We start from the raw sequence: 22581 nt of genomic DNA, 5'->3' as shown, positions 1-22581 counted from the left end.
GGTCAAGTGACAATACAGCAATCTTGACTCATTAAGTAATAATTGGTGGTATCAAAGGATGCGAATTGTCTCGATGGTACCCTCTTGGACTGAAACATTATTGCGCGCAGGAATCCCTGTGGTGGGAAGAACACGTTTCTGTATTCACCCGGCTGACAAAGTAAAAAATATTCCTGTTGTCGGTGGCACCAAAGAGGCCAACTGGGAAATGATTCATGACCTCAAGCCGGATCTGATTCTGATGGATCAAGAGGAAAATCCTCTCGAGATGGCGGAGGAAAGTCCGTTCCCAATTCTGGCGACAAATGTTCATTCTTTGGCAACACTCCAATTTGAACTTCAGCGCCTCGGGACAGAGTTTAAAAATCAGCAGCTCATCACGTGGTCGCTGCAGTTGCAGGCCATCATCGACAAAGGCCCTTTGCACTGGAGCGAAGAAAATATTCCAGGCTTAATTGAGTGGGTGATTTCGCCGATGCGCCCCGGGCCGCGCCCCGTTTTGTATGTGATCTGGAAAAAGCCGTGGATGGCGATTAGCCGTGATACTTATATTGGCTCTGTCCTCGCACAATTGGGCGCGCAGGTTGTTGAGTTCCCAGAAGAAAAATATCCCGTCATCGAGATCCAGGATTTCCAAGAAGCTCTCGTGTTGTTTTCTTCGGAACCATATCCGTTTCATAAAAAGATCGAAGACCTCCGCAGCGACGGCCTTGCCGGGGCCATCGTCGACGGAGAGTCCTATTCATGGTTTGGGATTCGCAGTCTTGAGTTTTTACGTAAGTGCTACGGACACTGAGATAGCGCACTCAGCTTTATGCTTAGTGCGTGTCGTTGTAGCTGCCGGGAATATTGGCGTGTCCTGAGTTAAACAGCTTATCCAAGTTTGCATTGATCGTTTTATGATCATCCGTTTCGCGGGTTGCCGACTGAGGTGTTTTGATTTCACCTTTCATAAAATACATCAAGCGCTGGAATTCTTTTTCGCCGCGAAGGGCGATGAAGAAGTTACGATTTCTATCGTCACCGTTATCCTGGTCCTGTGCACTCGTCGTTTCTTGATTTAAAATATAATAATTTTCTTCACGCGTTTTTGGCGTTGTGCTGTCGACGCCCGTGCAGATCATCAAACCACGAGTTGCCACTTCCAGTTTTTGATCAGGCTTTAAACGTGGGCTTAATGCGGATTCAAAGAGACCGTCTTTCATGAAAAGCTTCGGATTCACTTTGACGATGGCGCATTCTTGATAACGTTTAAAGTTCAACTCGAAGACGTTTTGCTTCAGCAAAAGCGTGATGTTGGTATTTACGGAAGTGCTGTTTGCTGTCGCTTCCGCGTTCGCATCCGACTGTGAGATCGCATAGCTGCCGCTCATGCCGATGGTGAAGATATCAGCGAATTTCTGTGACAAACCCATATTGAAAGTCAAAGTCTTCGTTCTGTAGTTCGAGTGTGTTTGTGACTTCGTTAAAGTGATGTTGTTACCAATGGTCACACCGGCGTTGTAGCCTTTTTTATACTTATAACCACCGAGCTCTTTTACGAAAATGCGTTTTTCAACCGTAAAGATCAGCTCCGGCTTGCCGGCGCGAGTGCCGCAGTTGATCAGGGCATGGTTGCCATAGAAGTCCCAGAGGTCTTTAGCGATAAAGCTGCGGAACCAATAAGAGCAAAGGCCTTTTGTTAGTTCGCGGTCGAGTTTGCCGGTGGTGATGAGTTGATTCATCGACGCCTGCATTTTTTGGTCATCCATTTGAGTCGGGCGGCCACTTAGGATTGTGCGCAGGTCTTCGTAGGATTTTGGATTGTTCACGAGAACCGCTTTCAGGCCGTTGTCTTTCACAAATGCATTCATGTCAGACTGCTTGAGCTGATTTTGCACGCGCTCCGCTTCCACTTTTTTACCGTAGTTGATGTATTCTCGCACGAGGGACTTACGAACAGATTCTACCTTTGGCAGATCCGCCATCGTCATGTATTGGTTCACAAGGCTGGCGTTCAAAGACGTCAGGTCCTGAGCGTCTTTTTCCATGTTGATATTTGTTGCGGCACCAAAGGTGCGATTATAAAGGCCAGTGCTTGAATCAATAATGTCATCCAAAGAACTGACTTTGTCTTTCACGGTGACGTTACCGTCTTTATCGACGGTCACTTTGTCTTCTTTTACTGGATCCAACTCGAGTAAAAGAGTATTGCGGTTGCCAAGGGCTTTGAGGTCAGCCGTTTTAAACTCGATATCTGTTTTGATATCACCGTCAATGGAAGTCACGAGCTTCTCGAAAGAAGCAACGTAGGATTTCTGGTTGTAGTAGTCGCGGTTTTTAATCAAGGCGCCTTTTAAGAGATAAACTCCTGGACGAAGCTTCTGCGCATTTTCCATGCGGCCTTTTGCCATATCGCTAAAGATGCTGACAACGGCGTCGACTTTAAAGCGCACTTTCTTTTTCGCGATCATGTTGAGCTGATGATCGATTTCATAGTTCAAAGACTGCGTCGTAAAGTTGAAAGAGCGCAGGGTTAATGTTGATGGAAGGACATTTTCCTTCTTGCAATCTGTCAGGAGCTGTTCTTGCGCGTCCACATAGCGAAGGTCGCGGGCGAATGTGCCCCAGGATTCCCACGGGTTGATGGCGATATCAATACGTTGTTTCAGAGCAAGTTCTTTGTTTTCGATTTCGATGAAGCCCTTCATGAATTTCTGGCACTCGTAGTATTTGAACGTCAGAGTGTCGTCCCAGTTAATGCACGAAGAATTGTCCGTCGTGATTTTGACACTCTTTGCAGCGTCGCCTTCGCTTTGGCGGAAGCCCGTCACGTTGAATGTAAAACCACGGGTGGTTTTTTGCTCAAGACCGTTGCGGAGGCAGGCCTTGACGTTATAGACAATTTCACGCTCAGACGTCGTCTCTTTACCGACGCGAACGTATTTGAACTCTAGCGGCATGATCTCAATGCGTGGCTTGATATACGCATCCGGATGCTGAGCGAGGCGCTCAGAAAGTTTCGCATTCACGAAGTTGGCGATCTGGAAGTTTTTAGTGTCGGTGACCACCGCCATCAGCTTCAGCATGCCAGAGCCTTTGAGTTGATCATATTCGCCGATGCTGTACACGCCTTGGAAGTTTCCGATGTTGGCAGGATCATCAACAGATGTTAGATCCAAGGCCAAAATCAATTGGCCGCGAGTTGGAATAACCGGCAGGCTCATCGGGACTTTAATGAACAGGCTTTTACCGCGAATCGCCGCGGTTTGAACTTCAGATTCGCCGATGGCAACACGGACTTCTTTGTTGTTTTCAGTCAAAGAGTGCAAAAGATAGACTTTGGCTTTGAAAGTTCCTTGGTTGAAATCGCGTAAAGTCTTTTCACCACTGAGAGTAGACACCATCAGCTGGGGGGTGATCGCCAGATCAAAGTTCAAATTCACAGACTCAGGTGTGAACTTTTGCTCTGTGCTTTGCATACGGATATCGTTCACCCAAAGGTTGTTTTTGGCAGCGGGGTTTTCTTTTTCGCCGCGAGCAGCTGACGGGTCTTTATTGTCTATCAGATCAGCGCCTTGGAGAGCGGCTTTAACGTCTTCTTTATCGCTTACAAGAGTTGCCGGGCGGTGTTCTTCGATATTTACGACCGCGGCTGAGTTGTCATTTTCATTCCAAGGATTAATGGCAAACTCCGCCGTGCGCGTGCCTCTGTGCAGGCCGGTGGCTGTGATTTTGCGGCTCCACTCGAGATATCTCGGAGTTGAAGAGAAGTTAAATGGAACTTCCTCGCTCCAGTTCAAGCAGCCTTTTTCATCCGTTTTAAGCTCTTTGTTGATCTCTTCAACGCGGAACGGGTGGCCGATCAAAGCCTTCGATTGAGCACGGTCTTTCAAACACACAGTAAAGTTAAATGTCTTGCTCTGTGGGAGGGCCGAGCCTTTGTCCACGGTGGCCTTCAAGGCGTCACCTTTGACTTCCGAAATAAAGAAAGTTGCGACACCTTGTTTGTTGGTTTCTTCAGAATCCGTGCGTGACTGAGGCGCCGGAATATTACAGGCAGCCAGAGTTAGCAGGCTTAAGCTCAAAAGTGATTTCAACAACAGCTTAGATGTTTGCATAAGCGGTCTCCAGGATGAGCATCAGGCTTTTTTCGCGGCTTTGAGTCGGATTCAAGAAAATCACTTCGGCTTCCGTGTAACGGGCGCCGAGTCTGAAATTATAACGTTTAAAGTTCATGAAGGATTCATAGCTATAACCAACGCGGTTGGTATTATAGAACTTATTGCTGTTAAAAAACGCGACGGCGGCATCCGGTTCAATACGGAAGCTCGTCAGTTTCATCTCAAGGCTCTTACGGCCGATGAAGTAGAACTCAGACCCGATGGACGCTGCATAGGCACGACTTAATTCCGCACGGGCTTTGTTATTTTGCAAATAAGACGCATCAGCCAGCACATCCCAGCCGCGCATCACAGGTGTGCGCAAAGAGGTCAGGGCTTCCACGCCTTGATATTCATAGACGAACTTAGATTCAGCCTCGGTCAAAGAAATCACCGTGTTGCCGCGGAAGCCGCTCTCTGTTGCAACCGTTGATGGCAAATTATCATAGCTAAAAGTACCGAGACGCGTGCGCCAGTGGCCCAGCGAAGCTTCGTAGTTCAGCGCCAGTGAAGCACTTAAAAAACGCGGCGTGGACTCAACACCGGTGGTGTTCGTACTCAGCGAGCTGGAGGTTGGAATGGCTTGTTCTGCTGTGACGAGCGTCTGGAAATTGCCGATTTTAAAGACCTGCACATCGGCGCGAACCGCCGGAAAGGCCTGATCGCCGACAAGAAGTTCTGAGTGAACTTTTGTCTGATTCAGTGCGCCCGCAGAAAGATCTGAACCCTGCAGGAACTGCCAGTGGGCAGCGGCCTCTTTCAAGTAAAGACCGCTTTCATTTTTGCGAGTGCCGTCGATGGTTTGATAGCTGCCGTTTTCAAAACGAATCAATGGATCTAAAGCGAAGTAGAGGTCGGGAAGCAGGTGGTATTTTGAGCGAGCCTCAAGGCCCACGCCTACGTATTTGCTGGAGGACTGCGAATCCTGCGCATCGACGCCCGAAAGGGCCATGCGCCAAGAAGCTTCCAGCGGACTTGCGGCAAAAGACAGAGAGGCGCCGATCAGGTGGAACACACCTAATAACAAAACAAAGCGCAATGGAGTCAGCTTCAGCTTTTTCATAGCATCCTTCTCTGAACCTCTAATGTTCAAAGACCGTGCTATGCCGGCGGCGCCTAAGTGTGCGTCAGGACGAGGCCTTTATGCTCGCTAGAAAGGCAGGGTGACGTTTTGGGCTGTACAGTTCTTAGGGAACGGGACAGTCAGAGCATCTGTCTCATTTTGAGACTAGAAATTTACGCCGAGACCCAAGGTCCCGTAGAAGGTGTTAAGGGTGGCGCCCTGTTCAGTAGTTTGTTGAAGGAAGTAGTACTTCTTTATGCCGAAGCCGGCTTCGCCGTAGAACCGCGGAGTCCATAGAATTTTGCCGTGGAAGTTAATGGCGTAGTCATCGCCGAGTTTGTAGTTGGAATCCACCGATGTACTGTACTTGACGATGTCGAGATCAACCCATTTTGGATAACGGAAGATCTTGAGAGTGTTAAAGATGTCGTCGAAAAATTTTGGCATCGAGCGGGCCCAGAAAATTCCGTAACCGAGTTTTGGAACTTTGTAGTCGCCATAAGACAGGTTTTCATAAGAAATGAGAGCTCCCCAGCTTTCGTCTCTTTCCCAGAGGCCTGGAGTAAAACGGTACTTGAGGTCGACGATGGTGGATTGGATTTTTACGTCTTCGACAGTGCCGTCGTCAGCCGTGGCGGGGATGGTTGACAGCAAACTCACGTACTTCGCACTGAGGCCCCAGCGCTGGCGTGACAGGTAATAATTGTCCCAGCCTGCAATCGAGTTGAACCAATATCCCAAATGTACTTCGGCCATGCCCGCTGTTTTTCCGCCACTCGCAGCGAGGCCTGTCAGACGTAAGCTCGCTTCGCCGGCGTAACCGCGATAGATATCCAAATAGGACTTGTATTCGTATTTTTCATCCTTTGTCGCAAGATAACTGCGGTTCCATTTTTCTTTTTGTGGATTGAGTGTCGTCCACGTCTCCGGCTCTTTTTTGCCGTTGCGAGTGATCTTGAGGTTGTCTTCGCTAGAGTAGGTGACATTCAGGTTTCGTTCGTCGGCATAAGGGCGGAGGTTTTCCGCTGGCAGGTGCTCAATGGCAATATCGTACTGGAAAAATCCACCGGCCACTCCCGGCAAGAAAATGCTTTTGTCGACGGATTTGCTTGAAGCTTTCCAAAGCTTGTTTTTCGGATCAAGTGGATCTTTGCTTTGAAGGGCTTCGGATTTAATAAAGACAGGAGCCGGATTTTCGCCGACGATCTGCTCGGTACTCATGTCGTAGACTTTCAAAGCCGGAACCGTGCTTGTGAATTCTACGAGGGCGCCAGATTTCAGCTGTGCAAAGAAGCTGACGGGCTTTTCAGCCTCCACAGCGATGCGGCCTGCGAGAGCTTGTTCTTTGTTTTCAAATTTTACTGTGGGACTAACACCTTTGGCTTTATGTTCAATTTGCATTTCAATTTGCGTTCCCACGGTTTTCATCGTGTAGAAGGGCGTGCAGATTCTGACCGAAGCTTCCGGAGAAAGAGCATTTTGCAAACAAAATTTATAAGCTTCGTTGATCTTAAGCTCAGGACCGGGTTCGCTCTTTGAGCGGAAGAAGGCATAGGTCTTTTTCAAAAGATTGTTGTTTTCAATGTCGGTATCGCTCTTGCCTTGCTTGTGAAGCTGCTCTTTGACTTGCACGATCTTCTCATGCCAGCCTTGAATTTCCGCCTCGCCGAGCTGTTTGCTCCAGACCGAGTTTCCGTTCGCGTCGGTGACGTCGAGTTTACCATAGGGCAGGATTTCACTCGGCCAATCGAAGAAGAGCACCATGTCCTCTTGATTGTAGAACGCCATCTTCGAGCCTTCGGCATCGAGTTTCTGACGGGAGGTCAGGTTAATAGAAAAGAAGTCCTCTTTGAGATTCAGTGGGCCCCATTTCAAAGTATCTTTTGAGCTAAGGTCGTACTGAATGACAGGATCACGGAGTTTGACCCCGTTGTTGACAACATCAAACCAGAGAGGTTTTTTGAAGTGGCCCTCCTGAGCAAATGCGGTAGAGGCGGTCAGTAAAAATCCGGCTATATACGCTAAGGCTTTGTGCTCCATAGTGTTTTTATCGGAGCTTCCGTGGCCAGCTAAAGCGAATACGAATATAAGTTGCAAATGGCCCAAACAAACTAAGGACTAGTGAGCTTTTTGGACACACCAATTTACAACACTCTGACTCGAATGCAGATAGGGTGAAAGTTCTTTTTGCAAAGCCTGAGGAAAAACGGCGCGGCTCAAAATGAGAAGAGAAAGCGTTGCTGCGCATGTTTCGGAATCAAGCACTTCCGTCACTGCTGGATGTCCACCGACTGATTTATTTTTAAAAACCAGCGCCTCGCGATTGTTGTGATGATAGGGACCAACAAGGACCGGAAGGCCTGCGGCGAGGGGCTCCATCACGCTGTGCACTTGCTTACGGAACGATCCGCCGACAAAAGCGACACTGCCCCACGTATAGACCTCGGCAAGGATGCCCACCTGGTCAACAATCAGGACGTCTTCACTCTTCCATTGGCTGGCTGTTGAGTACTTGCAGTAGGTAAGGCTCAGATCTTTCAGCTGGCGTTCTAAATCCTGCATATGACTTTCATGAATCTCATGCGGGGCGAGAATCATTTTGCAGTTTTTCTTAATCGTCGCAAAAGCCGGCAGAACAACTTTTTCATCTTCAGGCCAAGTAGAGCCTGCAACAAAAACCGGGCTGCCCACCGTCGGGCGAAGCTCGTTCTTGATCGCTTTTGGGTGTTGCAGACGATAGAAAACCTGATCAAAGCGGGTGTCGCCATGAACATGAACGGGCACTTGCAGTTTAAGTTTCTCGAGCTGTTGGACGTCGTCGAGGGACACGCAGTGAACTTCAGACAACTGATTCAGAGCCCATTCGGTGATTTTTGCCGAAGCCCCACGAAGACGGGAGCTATTTTCCGCAAAGGTCGCGGCAAAAAGAAGGCTTGGAATATTTTTTTCCCGACAGACTGTCGCCATCACGGGCCACACATCTGTGCGGGCGATGAGCCATGCGCGCGGTTGCCACTTTTCAACAAATTCTGCGCAGTCACCGTGGAAATCCCAAGGCAGGCTTCCCCAGGCATCAACATCGGCGAGGCTCTTGATGATCTTTTTCGCAGACGGGGAAGAGAAGGTCACAATCACCGGGATATTTGGAAACTTATTTTTAAGTTCACGGATCACCGGGCGAGCATACTCAATTTCACCGCTCGCGGCGTGGATCCAAAACGGGCGGTGCGCAGCGATCCACTCCGCCGTTTTATTTTTCACTTCGAAAAAATGATTGTTTTTGTCGATCACCATCTGCTTGGCTTTTTTTCCTAAGAGTGGGCGGAGGATCTGTAAAATCCCAAAGGCGAGGGGGTAAAGAAAAAAGCGATATAACGCCGGCATCATCAGAGGCTCACTCCCAGCTTGCTGCGAACTTCGGTCGCAACCTGAGCTGGAGTAATATCGACGAGGCATTGATGATAGATTTGATTTACACAGGGTCCCTGGCCATGTTTGCTGCACGGGCGGCAAGGCAGATTTAGTTCCATGATCTTTGTGCTCGGGCGCGAAGGAAAGCCAAACGGAGCCGGGCCCATCAACGCGATGGACGGCTTACCGAGCTGCTCGCCCACATGTAAGAGTCCTGTATCGTTCGCAACCAGTACCTGAGATTTTTTAACCAGGGCCGCACTCACAGTCAGTGGCGCTTTGCCGGCTGTATTCAGCGTACGCTCTGGAGCGACGTTAAGAAGTTCTTCGATAAAGCGGTCTTCAGGGCCGCCGAGAAGGACAAAATTCAAATCTGGCATCAGCTGAATCAGCTGCTTAAAGTGCGAAACCGGCCAACGCTTTAGGAAGTAAGCCGCTGACGGGGCGAGGGCGACATACTTTTTATCTTTCCACTCACCCAAAAGGGCATCGGCTTTTTCAAGATCTGTCGGATCGATAAAAATCTGCGGAGCCGGCGGCAAGGATTTTTCAATCCCCCACGGAGCCAGTGGCTCGAGCAGATCACGCTGTCCAGAAAACGGCATCTCGTAAGTATTTTTATGCAGCTTAAACAGCAAGAATCTTTTCCAGCGCTTTTGTGAACGGCGGATAAACTTTGTTGAGCGGAGCAAGCCCAGACGCCAGTAAACCATGCGCGAACGCAGGTTGTTGTGGGCATCGTAAATATGGCTGAAGTGCAGAGTGCTCATGGTTTTTAACAAAGCAAACAGTCCCTTGAGACCTGTCTTGCGATCGTACTCCCAGATTTGATCGATGGCCGGATGATGGCGCAAGAGCGGCGCCATATCCTTGCGCGTGATCCAATGAACTTCAGCCTCCGGATAGGCTTTTTTTATAGCCGACGGAATGCTGAGACTCTGAGTCACATCACCAAATGCGGAGAAGCGAATGATTAAAAAACGGGCTTTTTCTGCCATGTTGGGACTCTAGCAAAGATCCTTGGCGGTGGCAAAAGCCTTGCGCCAAAAAACGTCGCCTGTCCAATATTTGACACCTCAAAAAGGGAGGGTTGGCCCTCGCCCCCAGTTTTCCGGGCATAGGATTTGATGAATAAGGCCCTGGCAGGAGAATTCATGCTGAATTGGAACGTATTATCGAAAGCCATTACCTTTATCCTGGGACTGACCCTTTTCAGTGGTCAGGCTATGGCGCAATTGCGTTCTGATTTCCGCCTGTTCTCGGACTCTTTTATTAGTCCGTCTTTTGAAGCCAATCAAAAATCTAATTATCAATTCGTGGGCTTAGGCTTAAAAAGTTCGCCGTTTACCGATGATATGGTGAAGATGGATATCGAGGGCGCGGTGGCTTTCGGTGCACCGTTATTAAATTATTTAAATATTACAGAAATTTATTTCCAAACAAAACCGTCTGAGAACGAAAAGCTCGTTATCGGCCGCAAGCTGATGAACTGGAATGAGCTCGATCGCCGTTGGAACTTCGGTTTGTGGCAGCCGCTTTTTCAATGGAACCCTCTGAGTCCGCAACAACAAGGTCTTTCAGGTCTCTTCTGGCAGGCCGACCGCGAGTTTTACTCTGTGACGATGTTTGCGTCGCCGCTCTTCATTCCTAATCAAGGGCCGACGTTTGAGATTTCTAACGGTACTTTCGTGCGCGGCAATCCGTGGTTCCGTCGTCCGCCGGAGTCTGTGCGTATTTTCCAAGAAGTCACGGATGTCGATTACAACTTCGAGCGCCCGGATGAAACCCAAGTCGTTTTCCAGACAAGCTATGGTGCGAAGCTGACTTTCGGGAATCCTGATGAGGCGCTGGCGCAGATGTCTTATATGTATAAGCCCTCCAATGAGTTGGCGCTTGGCTACAGCGGTTTGCTGGACACAAGCAAGCTCCGCGGTGTTGTGGATTTGAAGCCGCAGGTTTTCTTCCATTCGTTGAGTGGTCTGGATCTGTCTCATAAAATAGGCTACTTCCGCTATGGAATCAGCGGTGTTTATGATCGTCCACAAAAAGATCTCGAGTTTGATGAAAAGTGGACTCATCCTGAGTTTCAAGATGCGACCCTCGTGAGCCCTTTTGTCGAGCTGATTTTTAAATCAACGACGATCTCGTTACAAAGTATCAATATCTATGGTGGCGAAGTGCGCGAGGTCGGAGATATGGCCAGTGCCGACCGTGCGCCATTAACAATGCGCTATCCTTTCCAGCAGGCGGTGAAGATCTCTATGGATAACCGCTTCTTGCTCAAGAGCAACCGCCGCCTCACATCGCACGCAAGCTATACCATGAGCACGCAGAATGACTTTGAATATATTCAGTGGATGCTGAACTATCGCTTTAGTTCTCTGTGGAGTGGCTTCAGCGAGCTTGAGCTCGTTCGTGCGGGCGAGTTGACAGCGCAAAATCAGAATGAAATCGCCCAGTATAGAAACCTAGACCGGTTCATGGTGGGAGCTGCTTATGTTTTCTAAAAACACGCTCCTATCTTTCAGTCTGCTTTTGGCCGTCACCCTGACTGGAGCGGTGTCATGCACTAATTTCCTCGATGAAAAACGCGAAACTCCGCAGACGATTGAAATGTCCAATGCGCGTTTTGCCTGTTTGCAGGCTCTGCCTGAAGAAATCAATAAGTTCCTTCAAGGAACGGTGAGTGACAGCGATATTCATAGTGGTTTTGATTGTGCCAAAGATGCCTTGGTATATTTTAAAAGTAAAACCAAGGGAACTTATCCAGACGCCTATACAATGGAAGACCTGCGTAATTTCTTTGGTAAGTACTTCCTTAAAAAGAATAACGTGAGCTCCGAGTTTGGCGGTGAGCTGTTTAAATTAAAACAAGTCCTGCTCGGTGGGTCCGATAAATACATTACAAAGACCGAAATCCAGCGCTTGGTTGAGCTTTTAGATGTGGTTCGCGATCAGGCTAAAAAAGTGGCGCCGTATATGCCGACTCTTTTGGCTGCGAATAAACAGCCAACGTGGATTCAGGTGGATAATGCGACTGATTTGTTCGCCGATGGCATCTGGCAGATCTTTAAGCAAGTCGATGTCGTGAACTCAAACTATGCCTTTGATGATCTTAAGAAGTTCATGGATGGCCTTGAAAAGTTCATCAATGCGGCGGAGCCCTTCTATTTGACTGAGAAACTCAGCAGCAACTTTGCTCTGGTCGAAGCGGCGAAGAACGTTTTGATCGGGGACCGCAATAATCTCAGTGACATTCACGACTGGCACGTGGCTTTAAACACGGTCATGGGTGTTTACCGCGAAGCTCTTCGTTACGTCTATTTTATTAAGACCGACGATCCGACAAAACAGCTCCCGCTTGATCTCATCAAGCAGAAGCAAGTTAGCTCGCTTGAGAGAGAAAAAGCCATGGTGCTTGTCTTAAAAGACGCGCTGGATCTGCTTGAAAAGAGTTTGCCAGTTCAGCGTGACGGCGCAATTTCTTTTGCAAGCATCGACAGTCTTTTAGATATTATGGGAAGCCGCGGTTTTATTCCGATGGGTCTCAGTTCTGCTGCGATTAAAGAAACTTATAAAAAAATTATTTTAAGAATGCTGGATCCTCAGCGCCGAGGGGACTCGCGCGGTCTCTTGGGGCTTGAACGCAACCACATCGTGGCCCTCCGACACGAAGTTAAGATTTTTCAGCTCCATCAGGAATTTATTGATGGCCTGAAGTTCGATGCTCAAAACACCATCAGTTTTGCTGAAATCGATGCTGCTTTAAAAGATTTTAACGCGGACAAAACTATTGCTGATAATTATTCCGTTGAAAGCTTGGAACAAGAAGCTCTTCGCGAGGCTTGGAGTGAAGGCACGGGACTTCTCATTCGTAAATTCCCGGTGTTCTTCAATCAAGACGGCCGCCAAGTTGTTATGGGAAGCCCGAGTCTGTATCGTCAGACATGGGGTTCGCTCACTCGTTGGAACGTGATGCGTGCTTTGAGCCGCGCCATGCTTTTGGGATACGGCAATACTCACAATCCGGTTCTTTCGCAGGAAACCATCATCGAGTCTGGGCTTGAACAGTGGTACACGGACTTCAATCAGCTCGGTGTTGAACTAAAAGCGTTCGACCCGCGCAGTAAGAACTCCGGAGCCCGCAGCTTTAAAGAAGCCAACTTCTTTACATCGGGCGGTAACGGTAACAACGTGATGGATGCGAACGAGACTTTTGATTTTGTCAGTCTTTTGATCTCCGGAGGAATGTCTTCGGCCGAGTCTATTCGTCAGGATCTGCTAAAAACATGCGCGCTCAAAGAGCTGGACATCTTTGGCTATCCTTGGATGGACGAGGCGTGCTTTAGCCGTGTTCTGCGCCAAAACTTCCCAAGGTATTTTAACAACCTTCCGGGGATGGTTCTTGAAGTCATGCATATGAAAGACGATCAGTGGAAAGCCTTCTATGGCAACTTGATGGCGTCAGCTCGGGTATCCGCAGCCAATGGTGGCAAAGTCGAGACCGCCGATCTCCGTACGGCGGTTATGATCTTGCATTACACTGAAAGTCTCATGAGCGTTTATGATGAAAACCATGATGGTAAGTTGAATAAGGAAGAACTCAAAAAAGCCGCTCCGCGCTTCTTGGAATTTATGAAAAACGAGTCGCCGATCAAGGCCGACTTTATGGTGACGGACTTCTTCTTATTCCTCGTCTATAAAGGCAAGAAGCCGACAATCGGTGAATACACTTTATTCCAAGCGCAGAAGGCTTTTGGTAGCCTTGATGATGTTGGCCGTGATAAGATTCTCCAAGTTTTCAATGTTTTGAAGAATCAGGCGGCCACGAAGTGATTTGGGGATACATCATTTTAGCGTACTTAAGTCTCTTTGCTTTAGGGATTAGCGATAATATTCGTGGTCCTTTATTTCCCGAGATTATTCAGGCCTTTCACGTTAGCGATACAAAGGGTGCAGTCTACTACGCGATCAGTTCTTTCTGCGGTTTCCTCGGGAGCCTCTTTGTGCGTGTATTGTTCCTACGTTGGAGTCGCGTTCGCACTTTGCAGTTTTCACTCTTGTTAATGGCAGTGGGCCTTGTCGGTATGGGCTCTGTTCAAGATTTTGGCTGGATGCTTTTTTTCGCCGCAATCTTTGGAGCCAGCCTCGGGATCGTCGGCGTCGTTCAGAATGTGCTTGTCAGTGTGGGATCGTTGCCGAATAAGCGTCAGCAGATGCTCGCAGGACTGCATTCGAATTATGGTCTAGCGTCGGTTTTAGCTCCTCTCGTGGTGGCAGTTTTTAGCTCCTGGCTCGGCTCATGGCGCTATGTTTTCTATGTCGTGGCTATTGTGCCTGTGGCATTGCTCGCGGGCTCTTTTTTGTGGCGTGATCGTGGGACGGCGGACCGCAAATCCTCGGTCTCTGCGCTGACTCCGCCGGTGCCACAAACCCGCAAAGATCACTTTGGGCAGATTTATCTGGCGGTGACTTTGGCGTTTTATGTTTTAGCAGAAATCATGGTGTCGTCGCGTTTGCCGCTCTTTGTGCGCCGTGAGCTGGGAATGGATCTTCAGCAGTCGAGCTATTACTTAACTGGTTTTTTCTTTTTCCTGCTGGCGGGCCGGTTGTTGTTTACGTTTGTGCATTTTAAATGGCCGCTTCGCCAGATGCTCGGCTTCTTTTTGTTGAGCTCAATGCTTTCTTGTGCGGTAGGCCTGCAGGGCTTTCCATTCTTCCTGGCACTTTCCGGGCTGTTTATGGCTCCCTTCTATCCGCTCGCAGTCTTGTACACGGCTGGCCACTACGAAAAGAACATGGACTCGGCGGTTTCATACAGCATGGCGATACAGTCATTTTTTACTGTGTGCATGCACGGTCTTGTGGGATATTTGACGGATCGCTACGGAATTAGTATGGCTTTATGGGTGGGGCCAATGGCTCTGGCGATTTCTTTTGCGATGCTTATTAGCTTTGAGAAGGTTTTTAAAAAGACGGCATGAAGTACATTGTGTGTTTAATCCTGAGTTTTTTTTCGTTGCAGGCCTTGGCTTTAGATAAAAGCCTGGCTTTCGACAACGATTGGGCGCGGGGTTATGTACAGTCTATTGATACAGCAACGACCCTCACGGTGCTAACGGCTTATTCAGAATTCAAAGTCGGCGAGATCCTCGTCGTGCAAAGCCGTGACACCTCTCAAGGCATTATTGGTTTTGTGCAGGTCGAAAGTGTGATGACGGAAGGGGACGGGCAGTTTCATCTGCGCACGCGCCTTATTCGACATTCAAAGTTTGCGATGATCCAGCTCGGCGATGTTCTCTATCGCATGGACTTTAATACCTTCCATCAAGAATACCGAGGCACGACGGAGTTGATTATGAAGAATGAGGATCCCGCGTCCTCATCGAGCTACAAAGCGCTCGTATTCATGGGTTTGAGTGTCGGTGAAACAGCGCAGACACTTCGTGCGGGAGAGTATCTCATTAATATCGTCGGCTACTTCGACTATGGCGTGACTTCAAAATTCACCGTCGGCAGCGTTTTGCCGGGGAACTTTCTTGAGGCGCCGAACATACAAGGGAAATACAAATTCATCGACTCGGATTCCAATGTCGTTTCTCTCGGGATGAATGCCTATCAGTCGCCGGATACCAAAGAGGGCGCCGTCAATGCGACGATTTATTGGGACTCTGTTTCTTCTGAAAACGTGATTTCGCACACCAATTTAACTTTGGCACTGGCGACCTACGATAGCGCTAAAAATCAAACGGCTTTAAAAATCGCGGGTACAAGTTCCTTACAGTCCGGTTATGAGTTTATCATGAGCGACTGGAATCGCGTCTTGCTCGGTCCTTCGTATCACTTCCAAAATAAAACCGTCGGTGGTTACGTATCGTACATGTGGATCTGGGATCACATGCATTTGCTCACCGGCGTAAGCACGACAGACATTTCGAATCTGATCTATAATGTGAAAGACGGTTATTACTTCAATGCCGACCTCTACTGGAGGTTTTAGTGGCTGCTGAAACTGTTTCGTCATTCTATATTTCGTGCGCACTCGGCTTTGAAGAAACCGTTGCTGCTGAGATCCGTCGTGCGTGGCCTCTGATGATTGAAATCAACGGGCAGCCGAACCAGTCACCGTTGCCGGAGATGACTCTCGGAACCGGGGGAGTGCTGGTGCAGGCACCAATGGCTTTGGGACTTCAGCTGAATTTCTTTCTGAAAACCGCTCATCGAGTGCTGTGGCGCCTGGCTGAATTTAAGGTCCGTGATTTTCCAAAGCTCTTTGAGAAAATTCAGAAAATCCCCTGGGGCAATTTCTTAAACGGTCCCGGGATCGATTGGCAGATTGCTGCCAGTAAATCGCGCTTGAACAACGAAAAACGTATCGAAGAAGTTTGCACTGAAGCCTTTGCGAAGGTCGCAAGCAAAATCCAGGGGGCGGCGAAGACGAAGCAAACGGTCTACGTGCGTATTCACGACGATCTTTGTAGTGTAAGCCTCGATAGCAGTGGAGAGCACCTCCATAAGCGTGGCTGGGGCCTATTAAAGGGCGAAGCTCCTTTGCGTGAGACGCTGGCGGCATACATGATCATGGAGATGATGGAAGGCGCACCGGCGACGAAGACCCAGCAGGTGACTTTCGTGGACCCAATGTGCGGCTCTGGAACCTTGGTGCTGGAGGCTGCAAGCCTGTGGCAACCGGTTTTTGATCGTGCGTATGCATTTCTCGAGTGGAAAAACGCGCCGAAGATTTTCAAAAGTCCGTTGCTAAAGAAAAACTACAAGCTGATTCCGGAGACGGCTCCGTTTAAAACCTATTGGGGCTTTGATATCGATGGTGCAGTTGTGAAAGCAGCTCGCGAGAATCTGGCCACATTCGAATCAAAGCTCGAGGTCAAAAACCTCAAAGTGCGTTTTGAAAACGAAAATCTTTTCGACGGAGAAAAGAAAACTCTAGGCCCCGTATGGTGTTTAGCGAACCCACCGTACGGAGAGCGTTTGCACGTCGAGGGCCAAGAGGAATTCTCGTATCAAGCTTTGATCCAAAAAATGGCTGATAAATTTTCAGCAGAAAAAATCGGCGTTTTGCTGCCGAACAAAAATATCGTAAAAAACCTCAAAGCCCCAGAAGGTTACAAAAAACAAAAAGACCTCGCCTTCAGTAACGGCGGCTTAGAGGTCCTTTTCCTCCTCTTCATCCGCAAATAACTTTCCGCCGTGTTAGACTGTCTCTTGGAAATTCAATCTAAAAACTCGTGGTATATGAGCTAAACGATATGGAAGCCCCTGCGAAAGTGACGGAATAAGTAAGTTTATATGTTCTTAGTGCCTCCCTCTGAATAGGGTCAACTTATAGGTTGACCTTATTCAGAGGGGGCCGTTACCTCACGTTAAGACTTACCGCTCGCAGGCTCACTTGGGCGGAGCCAGTACAAAACGAAGGCTCCGCAGCCACTCCCGTTACATACGAAGCTCAGCGAATTTGCGCCAAGCCGGGCGGCTAGAAATCTCTGCCATCCAGGACTTGATATTCGGGTACTGCGTGAAATCGATTCCTAAGCCCAAAGCCAGGTTCGTCGCTGAAGCCACCATCACGTCTGCCACCGTGTAGGTGTCGCCGGTGAGGTATTTGGTGTTCTTTAAACTGTTCTCCAGAACTGCAAAAAGATTCGGAAGCTTTTTCTCGCAACGCTCGATCAATGCGTGATCGCGCTTATCTGCGGGCATGAAAACCTTCTGAATCAGCATATCCACGAGGGGAGGCTGGGCCTCTGTCATCGTCCAGAAAGACCATTGCTGAACAATCGCTTTGTCCTTCACCGAAGTGCCCAGCATTTCAGGCTTATATTTCTGAGCCAAGTATTGAACAATGGCCGCCGACTCCCACAACACAAAGCCGTCGTCGATAATGCACGGGACTTTGCCGTTGGGGTTGAGCTTTAAAAAGCTCTCAGCCTTGTGTTCTTTGTTCCCCATATCCAGGGGCATGACTTGATAGCTTAAACCACATTCCTCTAACATCAAAAAGCAGCGACCAGCGCTGCTTTTTGGAGATCCGTAAATTTGAATCATTAAATCCTCACGCGATGCTTGTTACTGTGGAGCTCCTTGGTCCACCCAAGCACTGATCACATCACGCTGAGCCTGCTGGAGCAAGCCGCCCGTAGGCATAGGATTGTTCGGGTTATTAACGCGGGACTTGATGTTTTGTGCCGCATTCTTCGCATTCGCGTAGACCGATAGATCCAAGCTACCGCTCGCATTGGCGCCTCTATGACAGTTCAGGCAATATGTCGCGAACAGACCGCCATTGGCAACAAGCTGCGTATAAGTCACCGCACCCACAGGAGTCGGTGTTGGAGTCGGAGTCGGCGTCGCCGTACCACCGCCACCAGGGTTCGGAGCCCCTGTCGTAGAACCGAGTTTTTGCCACTCGATCGCAATCATATCGGTCGTTGCCGGAGTCATCACCGCCAAGGCATTGGCCGTACCCGCAGACAAGTTCACATCCGTTGTCGTCGAGATCACCTGATCGATATTTGCATAAGTCGTGACCTCTGATTGCAACGTGCCGTTGATGTAAACGGCGAGGGCGCGAGCCTGATAGTTGCCAGAAGTCGTATTTTTCAAACGCAGAGTCGGATTACGGAACTCATAACCTTGAGTCACACCCGCCAAAACCGCGCGGCGAATATCGATACCTGCAATCAAAGGAACTTTCCCGTTACTTTGAGTTTCAAGGTCCCACTCCATACGAGTGAAGGTCGTCGCAAGGTTTGCTGCGACTTGTTTATCTGTTGATTTCACCACGAAGCTGCCGGTGGCTCCGCCTGCTGCAGAAGTGCAAGACGCATAAGCCGTCTGAGCCGCTGCCCAGTAGGACTTCAGCTCGTTAATGCGAGCCGTGTTTTGTGAGCCTGTATAAGGCGGTTTGTGGGCGTCATTCACAGCTTGGCTGCTGATTTTATCAGCGCCGATAGAGGCGAAAGAATTGTAAGACGTGGCCACGTCGGGGCTTGCGAAAACACCGAGACCAGGACCGTTGATATGGCAGCTATTGCATGTCTGGCTGAGGAAAGGGTGATAAGTGCTGGCATAAACCTTCACTAACGCGTCTTCGCAACTTTCCCCTGGAGCTCTCGAGAACAGCACAGAGCCGCCCGAAATACTTCCGAGATTTGCCGCCACGAATCCTTCGCCGCAGTTATTGAAAGCCACGAGGAGCACAATGGCTCCTGCTGCCCAAAGCATATGGTTAAGCTTAAATATAGATTTCACTCTCATCCCCCAAAAACAAAAACGTACAAGAAAATGCGATGCTATCTATCAAAGACTACGCGATCTTAATAACTTGTGCCAGCTGGTTGGCGTCCAGAATACGGCCCGCCACTCTATCAAACAAGTCGTTACGCTTGTTCGCTTGGCACCAGTTCGCAAACACAGCCGCCGCTGCAAGCTCTGGGTTTGCACCCGTCACAAACGTAGGGTCCGCTGCTTGGTTGTTATTGAACTGACCGATTTGGAAGTCGCTCGTTGCTGGACGGCCACTTGGGCTATAATACAACAAATAAGCCACACCGTTAGAACCACGGTCACCAGCCCATGGAGCGTTTCTCGCTGTAGAGTCAGACGAAGAAACAGAACCATCGGAAACAATGTAGATCATAACAGGTTTTTGCATGACAGCCGCGCTTTGTAAGATACGGCCGACAACAACGCCGGCGTCTTGGTCTTTGGCATCGCCACTTGTGCGAGTGTTGTCATGGTAGTCGTAACCACCGAGCTCGAGATTTGAAACACCGGCTTGACCATTCAAAGTATTGTAGATCATCGCGCCGAAGATCAATTCGCGAGTACCAACGTTTGTATTGGCATTAACGCCCCAAACACCGGCAAAGGCGGTATTCTGACGTGGATCGACGATCGCAGAACCCTTTTGAACTACGTCGACGTTTTTAATGCCGGCGCAATCCAAAACTTTCTTCACACCATCGCCACCTTGAATCGCAGCCAATTTGCGAGTTTGGCTGTCACTCAAGTTACTCATCAATTTTGCTAATGAGTTTTTTTGATTTTGATTTAAAGCGGTTCCCAAGGAAGCGCTATAGCCAATCGAAGTCAGCAATGAGTTGTAATTGTTCACCACCAGAGGGGCAGGCGGAGCCATTACAGCGGCTGCTTGATTGATACCGGTGCGCGTATTCACGCGGCCCATGTTTGGCAAGTTGGATCCCACCAAGCCGGCTTTGGTAATCGCCCCGGAGATATCGAACTTATTCGTGTTCGTATCGTTCTGGGAGTCACAAGGAATCCCGATGAAAGTCGTATTTGCAATTGTCGTCGCCGCTGCTTGAGCGCGCACGCCGACAAGGAATTTACTCACTTGGTTTGCGGCAAAAGTCGCATTCCCGAATTCTCTCTCGAGAGGCACCTGATTGTCGCCGAGGCCTAGTTTACTATAGCTAGAAATAGGTTGTCGACCGGCATCCATCGGTACGAAGTTACTCGCCATCGCCGCACCACCTGAGAGGTTCACGGTCACAAATGGAATGAGTGTCGCAGGAGCAGGGCAGTCCGCAGCCGACGTTTGAGCGAAGGCATTGTTCCCCATCAAAAGGGACATCCAGTTTGGTACAAACATGTTCGCTGCAAACGGAATCAGACCGGCAGAGAGAAAGTCACGACGGGTGACCGGTTTCGCATGACCGGTTTTAGCCCACATAGGAATATCTTTTTTATTTTTACTCATCTTCTCCCCCCAGAGAAAATAACAACAATCTTAGAACCTTAAAAACTTAGTAAGAAATCGCATCCACCGCTGACAGCATTGCTGCACAAGTCGCCAGCATCAAGTTGCTTGAAGAAGCCGCTTGAGTGCGCGCATTGGCCGCCAAAGCATCGTTGAACTCAGTCTTATACTGTTTCAACATTGTCAGCTCATCCATGTTTTCGTTGCGGCCCCAGAACTGGCGAGCCATCCCGCGAACAGCTGCTTCGAAGTTCGCATCAGAAACGCTGGAGATACCGGCGCTAAAGTTGATGCTTCCGAAGAAGTTTCTTTGAGTCACATCCGTGATCGCCTTTTCTTGAGTGAGAACGCTGTTGCAAACCTCACCGGCAAGACTTGTAGAGCCCAACATCAATGGGCCATTCACCATGCTGAGGTCATTTCCCGCAGCAAGGGAGCCATAACGGCTGTTATATTCGTTGATAATCGCTGTGCTGGCCGTTGTGACGTTACCAAGCTTCAGCATCGACGAAAGAGTTTGCTCTGCAGAGAGCAGGGCATAAGGAAGACCCAGCTTCTCAGAGTTGACTTCTTCGTCGGCGGCTCCGCTGCTTCCCAAAGAAGCGCTGTCTGTAGAGCCTGAATCCTGAAGGGCGCCATAGCGTCCGCAGTTATTGAAACCGAAGAGTGCTACTGCCATTGAAGGAACTAGAATCAGCATGATTTTTAAATATTTGTTAGTCATGGTCCCCTCCTTAGTTTAAGCACTCAGTTTTTGAAGCCATGTTTTCAAAGAGCTTCTTCAGTTTGTAACCAGAAGCTTCGAATTCATCGCCCCATTGTTTTAGTTTGTCTTTGTTAGCAACAACATCGAGTTCTTTGCGGCAAACAGCTTTATATACGCGTTTTGCCATACACTGGCTGAAACGACGTGAGTTCGCCACCAAGTTACCGAAAGACTTCACGCCAGAGCCGCCGAGAGTTTCAGCTGACGTAGCGCCACGCCATTCGAAGAACGAGGCATTTGCCGGGCGAATCGCATTGTTCACCCACGTATTGTTCGTCATCACGTAACCAGACGGGAAGATCGTGTTGTTGCGGTTCATTTTAGTAACAACGTTGTTGTTATCTGCCGCAATCACGAAGTCTGCCGCGTTACCCTTTGTATTTACTGTGGCATTCTTCAAGCCCAAGCCGTCGAAGTCCCAGTTCGCAAAGGCACCGCGGAAGCCGTCCATCACTGTGTGGCAACCTTTACAAGAAGTTAAGAACTTCATGTGGTCACCGGCAGGGAAGCGGTCAATATCGCGGCCGATACGCAAGTCAGATGCCCCGGTATCCGCCCATTCGTTCAGTGGTACGCAGGCAAATTCACGGAAAGTATATTCCACCAAGCGGCGGTTCGTACCCATCAAGGCATGTGCGCCCATGAAAGCACGAGACGTCAAAACGCCGGCAGGATCTGGATTGGCGACGTTGGCAGTTGTGCTGGTCGCTATCTTTTGCCCTGAAACACGAACGAGGTTTGTCGCCAAGTTCTGACGAGTCGACTCTAAATCCGCGTAGTGATTATTAGACAGGAGGATGTCTGCATTCAAATCCGAGCGAACACCAGTTCCGCTACCTACATAGTAGAAGTCACCCGTCAAAAGCTCACGGGCATCTGTCTGGTCACGAGTGACCCCGATGATCCCAGCCACCATGTCATTGAGTGGAGTTTTGATCGTCTCATCGCGCGTAGACATTTCTAGCGCCATGAGCTTCACAGTAATGTTTAAGAAATTTGGATCTGCCGTAGCGATTTGAGCTGCTCCCGCAAGATCACCTTTATTCAGCAATGCCACCATTTGAGCGACGACAGGGCTGTCAGCTGGTAATTTCGTACCAGTAAGGCGTTCATAGATCTTACGAGCCTTTAGATCCATTGCAGTCGGATCTGCAGCTGTAATATCTGGCTTCACTTGCGCGTTTGCCATTTCTGTCAACGCACCAGCAATCCCCAAAGTAATGAGTGATAAGACGATGAACTTCATTCCCCCTCCATCCATCTAGACCTACAATCATTGTGCCCCTGTGTTACCCAGATGAGAATAGCCAATTTTTCCCATTCTCAACACGGGACTAGCGACAATGCGTGTGTCGAGCGAACACTGATCAGTCGTCAAATTTCTGATCAATGGACTCTTATTTTTCGGCATTTGGGAGCAAAGCGTGTAGAGCCAAATGAAAATAAATTGCTGTTGGTG

16 protein-coding genes are annotated in these 22581 nt (G+C 49.0%); 6 read left to right on the top strand and 10 right to left on the bottom strand.

What is annotated here, in order from left to right; genetic code table 11:
• Positions 1 to 73: 73 nt before the first annotated feature.
• Positions 74 to 796 carry an ABC transporter substrate-binding protein gene (locus JSU04_04835; GenBank protein MBS1969605.1) on the top strand — a complete coding sequence of 241 codons (723 nt, stop codon included), beginning with the start codon at positions 74 to 76 and terminating at the stop codon, positions 794 to 796.
• 22 nt (positions 797 to 818) lie between these two features.
• Here JSU04_04835 and JSU04_04830 read toward each other — a convergent pair whose 3' ends face one another.
• From JSU04_04830 to JSU04_04810, 5 genes are all read right to left on the bottom strand, one after another.
• A complete protein-coding gene (locus JSU04_04830; protein ID MBS1969604.1) occupies positions 819 to 4100 on the bottom strand; it encodes a hypothetical protein in 3282 nt (1093 codons plus the stop codon).
• On the bottom strand, positions 4087 to 5205 hold the full coding sequence (locus tag JSU04_04825) for a hypothetical protein (protein MBS1969603.1): 1119 nt from the start codon (positions 5203 to 5205) through the stop codon (positions 4087 to 4089). Before JSU04_04825 ends, JSU04_04830 begins: the two co-directional genes overlap by 14 nt.
• Positions 5206 to 5370: 165 nt before the next feature.
• Entirely contained in the window at positions 5371 to 7245 is a 1875-nt protein-coding gene (locus JSU04_04820; GenBank protein MBS1969602.1) for a hypothetical protein, read from the bottom strand.
• A gap of 78 nt (positions 7246 to 7323) precedes the next feature.
• Complete coding sequence (locus tag JSU04_04815) at positions 7324 to 8592, bottom strand: hypothetical protein (GenBank protein MBS1969601.1); 1269 nt, start codon at positions 8590 to 8592, stop codon at positions 7324 to 7326.
• Positions 8592 to 9614: a glycosyltransferase family 9 protein gene (locus JSU04_04810; GenBank protein ID MBS1969600.1), complete on the bottom strand. Its 1023-nt coding sequence runs from the start codon at positions 9612 to 9614 to the stop codon at positions 8592 to 8594. Before JSU04_04810 ends, JSU04_04815 begins: the two co-directional genes overlap by 1 nt.
• Before the next feature lie 156 nt (positions 9615 to 9770).
• On the opposite strand from JSU04_04810, the gene JSU04_04805 reads away from it, so the two are divergent.
• The 5 genes from JSU04_04805 to JSU04_04785 are packed head-to-tail and all read left to right on the top strand — an operon-like array spanning position 9771 to position 16815.
• Positions 9771 to 11123: a hypothetical protein gene (locus JSU04_04805; GenBank protein MBS1969599.1), complete on the top strand. Its 1353-nt coding sequence runs from the start codon at positions 9771 to 9773 to the stop codon at positions 11121 to 11123.
• Positions 11113 to 13452: a hypothetical protein gene (locus JSU04_04800; protein MBS1969598.1), complete on the top strand. Its 2340-nt coding sequence runs from the start codon at positions 11113 to 11115 to the stop codon at positions 13450 to 13452. The genes JSU04_04805 and JSU04_04800 overlap by 11 nt, the downstream gene beginning before the upstream one ends.
• A complete protein-coding gene (locus JSU04_04795; protein ID MBS1969597.1) occupies positions 13449 to 14600 on the top strand; it encodes an MFS transporter in 1152 nt (383 codons plus the stop codon). The genes JSU04_04800 and JSU04_04795 overlap by 4 nt, the downstream gene beginning before the upstream one ends.
• The gene (locus JSU04_04790) at positions 14597 to 15616 is read left to right on the top strand and encodes a hypothetical protein (GenBank protein MBS1969596.1); all 1020 of its coding nucleotides are present in this window, start codon (positions 14597 to 14599) and stop codon (positions 15614 to 15616) included. The genes JSU04_04795 and JSU04_04790 overlap by 4 nt, the downstream gene beginning before the upstream one ends.
• A complete protein-coding gene (locus tag JSU04_04785; protein ID MBS1969595.1) occupies positions 15616 to 16815 on the top strand; it encodes an RNA methyltransferase in 1200 nt (399 codons plus the stop codon). Before JSU04_04790 ends, JSU04_04785 begins: the two co-directional genes overlap by 1 nt.
• A gap of 252 nt (positions 16816 to 17067) precedes the next feature.
• Here the strand turns inward: JSU04_04785 and JSU04_04780 are convergent, their stop codons facing one another.
• Genes JSU04_04780 through JSU04_04760 form a run of 5 tightly spaced genes read right to left on the bottom strand, consistent with a single transcriptional unit; the run spans position 17068 to position 22368 of the window.
• Positions 17068 to 17679 (bottom strand): glutathione S-transferase family protein, encoded by a 612-nt coding sequence (locus JSU04_04780; protein MBS1969594.1) that lies wholly within the window; start codon positions 17677 to 17679, stop codon positions 17068 to 17070.
• A 21-nt stretch (positions 17680 to 17700) separates the two neighbouring features.
• A complete protein-coding gene (locus JSU04_04775; protein ID MBS1969593.1) occupies positions 17701 to 18885 on the bottom strand; it encodes a hypothetical protein in 1185 nt (394 codons plus the stop codon).
• Positions 18886 to 18940: 55 nt separating this feature from the next.
• Positions 18941 to 20356, bottom strand: a complete 1416-nt coding sequence (locus JSU04_04770; protein MBS1969592.1) for a hypothetical protein — start codon at positions 20354 to 20356, stop codon at positions 18941 to 18943.
• A 46-nt stretch (positions 20357 to 20402) separates the two neighbouring features.
• The gene (locus tag JSU04_04765) at positions 20403 to 21080 is read right to left on the bottom strand and encodes a hypothetical protein (protein MBS1969591.1); all 678 of its coding nucleotides are present in this window, start codon (positions 21078 to 21080) and stop codon (positions 20403 to 20405) included.
• Positions 21081 to 21090: 10 nt separating this feature from the next.
• On the bottom strand, positions 21091 to 22368 hold the full coding sequence (locus JSU04_04760) for a hypothetical protein (protein MBS1969590.1): 1278 nt from the start codon (positions 22366 to 22368) through the stop codon (positions 21091 to 21093).
• Between the last annotated feature and the right edge of the window lie 213 nt (positions 22369 to 22581).

Source organism: Bdellovibrionales bacterium (genome assembly GCA_018266295.1).
GTDB lineage: Bacteria > Bdellovibrionota > Bdellovibrionia > Bdellovibrionales > Bdellovibrionaceae > JACMRP01.
Note: the sequence above shows the minus strand (reverse complement) of the source record. Positions and strands in the feature narration are given on the sequence as shown.

What these genes read in the sequence shown, in the direction of transcription:
- JSU04_04800 (MBS1969598.1), top strand. Translation starts at nt 11,113, where the DNA reads ATGTTTTCTAAAAACACGCTCCTATCTTTCAGTCTGCTTTTGGCCGTC.
- JSU04_04820 (MBS1969602.1), bottom strand. Translation starts at nt 7,245, where the DNA reads ATGGAGCACAAAGCCTTAGCGTATATAGCCGGATTTTTACTGACCGCC.
- JSU04_04835 (MBS1969605.1), top strand. Translation starts at nt 74, where the DNA reads ATGGTACCCTCTTGGACTGAAACATTATTGCGCGCAGGAATCCCTGTG.
- JSU04_04765 (MBS1969591.1), bottom strand. Translation starts at nt 21,080, where the DNA reads ATGACTAACAAATATTTAAAAATCATGCTGATTCTAGTTCCTTCAATG.
- JSU04_04815 (MBS1969601.1), bottom strand. Translation starts at nt 8,592, where the DNA reads ATGATGCCGGCGTTATATCGCTTTTTTCTTTACCCCCTCGCCTTTGGG.
- JSU04_04790 (MBS1969596.1), top strand. Translation starts at nt 14,597, where the DNA reads ATGAAGTACATTGTGTGTTTAATCCTGAGTTTTTTTTCGTTGCAGGCC.
- JSU04_04770 (MBS1969592.1), bottom strand. Translation starts at nt 20,356, where the DNA reads ATGAGTAAAAATAAAAAAGATATTCCTATGTGGGCTAAAACCGGTCAT.
- JSU04_04825 (MBS1969603.1), bottom strand. Translation starts at nt 5,205, where the DNA reads ATGAAAAAGCTGAAGCTGACTCCATTGCGCTTTGTTTTGTTATTAGGT.
- JSU04_04760 (MBS1969590.1), bottom strand. Translation starts at nt 22,368, where the DNA reads ATGAAGTTCATCGTCTTATCACTCATTACTTTGGGGATTGCTGGTGCG.
- JSU04_04830 (MBS1969604.1), bottom strand. Translation starts at nt 4,100, where the DNA reads ATGCAAACATCTAAGCTGTTGTTGAAATCACTTTTGAGCTTAAGCCTG.
- JSU04_04780 (MBS1969594.1), bottom strand. Translation starts at nt 17,679, where the DNA reads ATGATTCAAATTTACGGATCTCCAAAAAGCAGCGCTGGTCGCTGCTTT.
- JSU04_04810 (MBS1969600.1), bottom strand. Translation starts at nt 9,614, where the DNA reads ATGGCAGAAAAAGCCCGTTTTTTAATCATTCGCTTCTCCGCATTTGGT.
- JSU04_04805 (MBS1969599.1), top strand. Translation starts at nt 9,771, where the DNA reads ATGCTGAATTGGAACGTATTATCGAAAGCCATTACCTTTATCCTGGGA.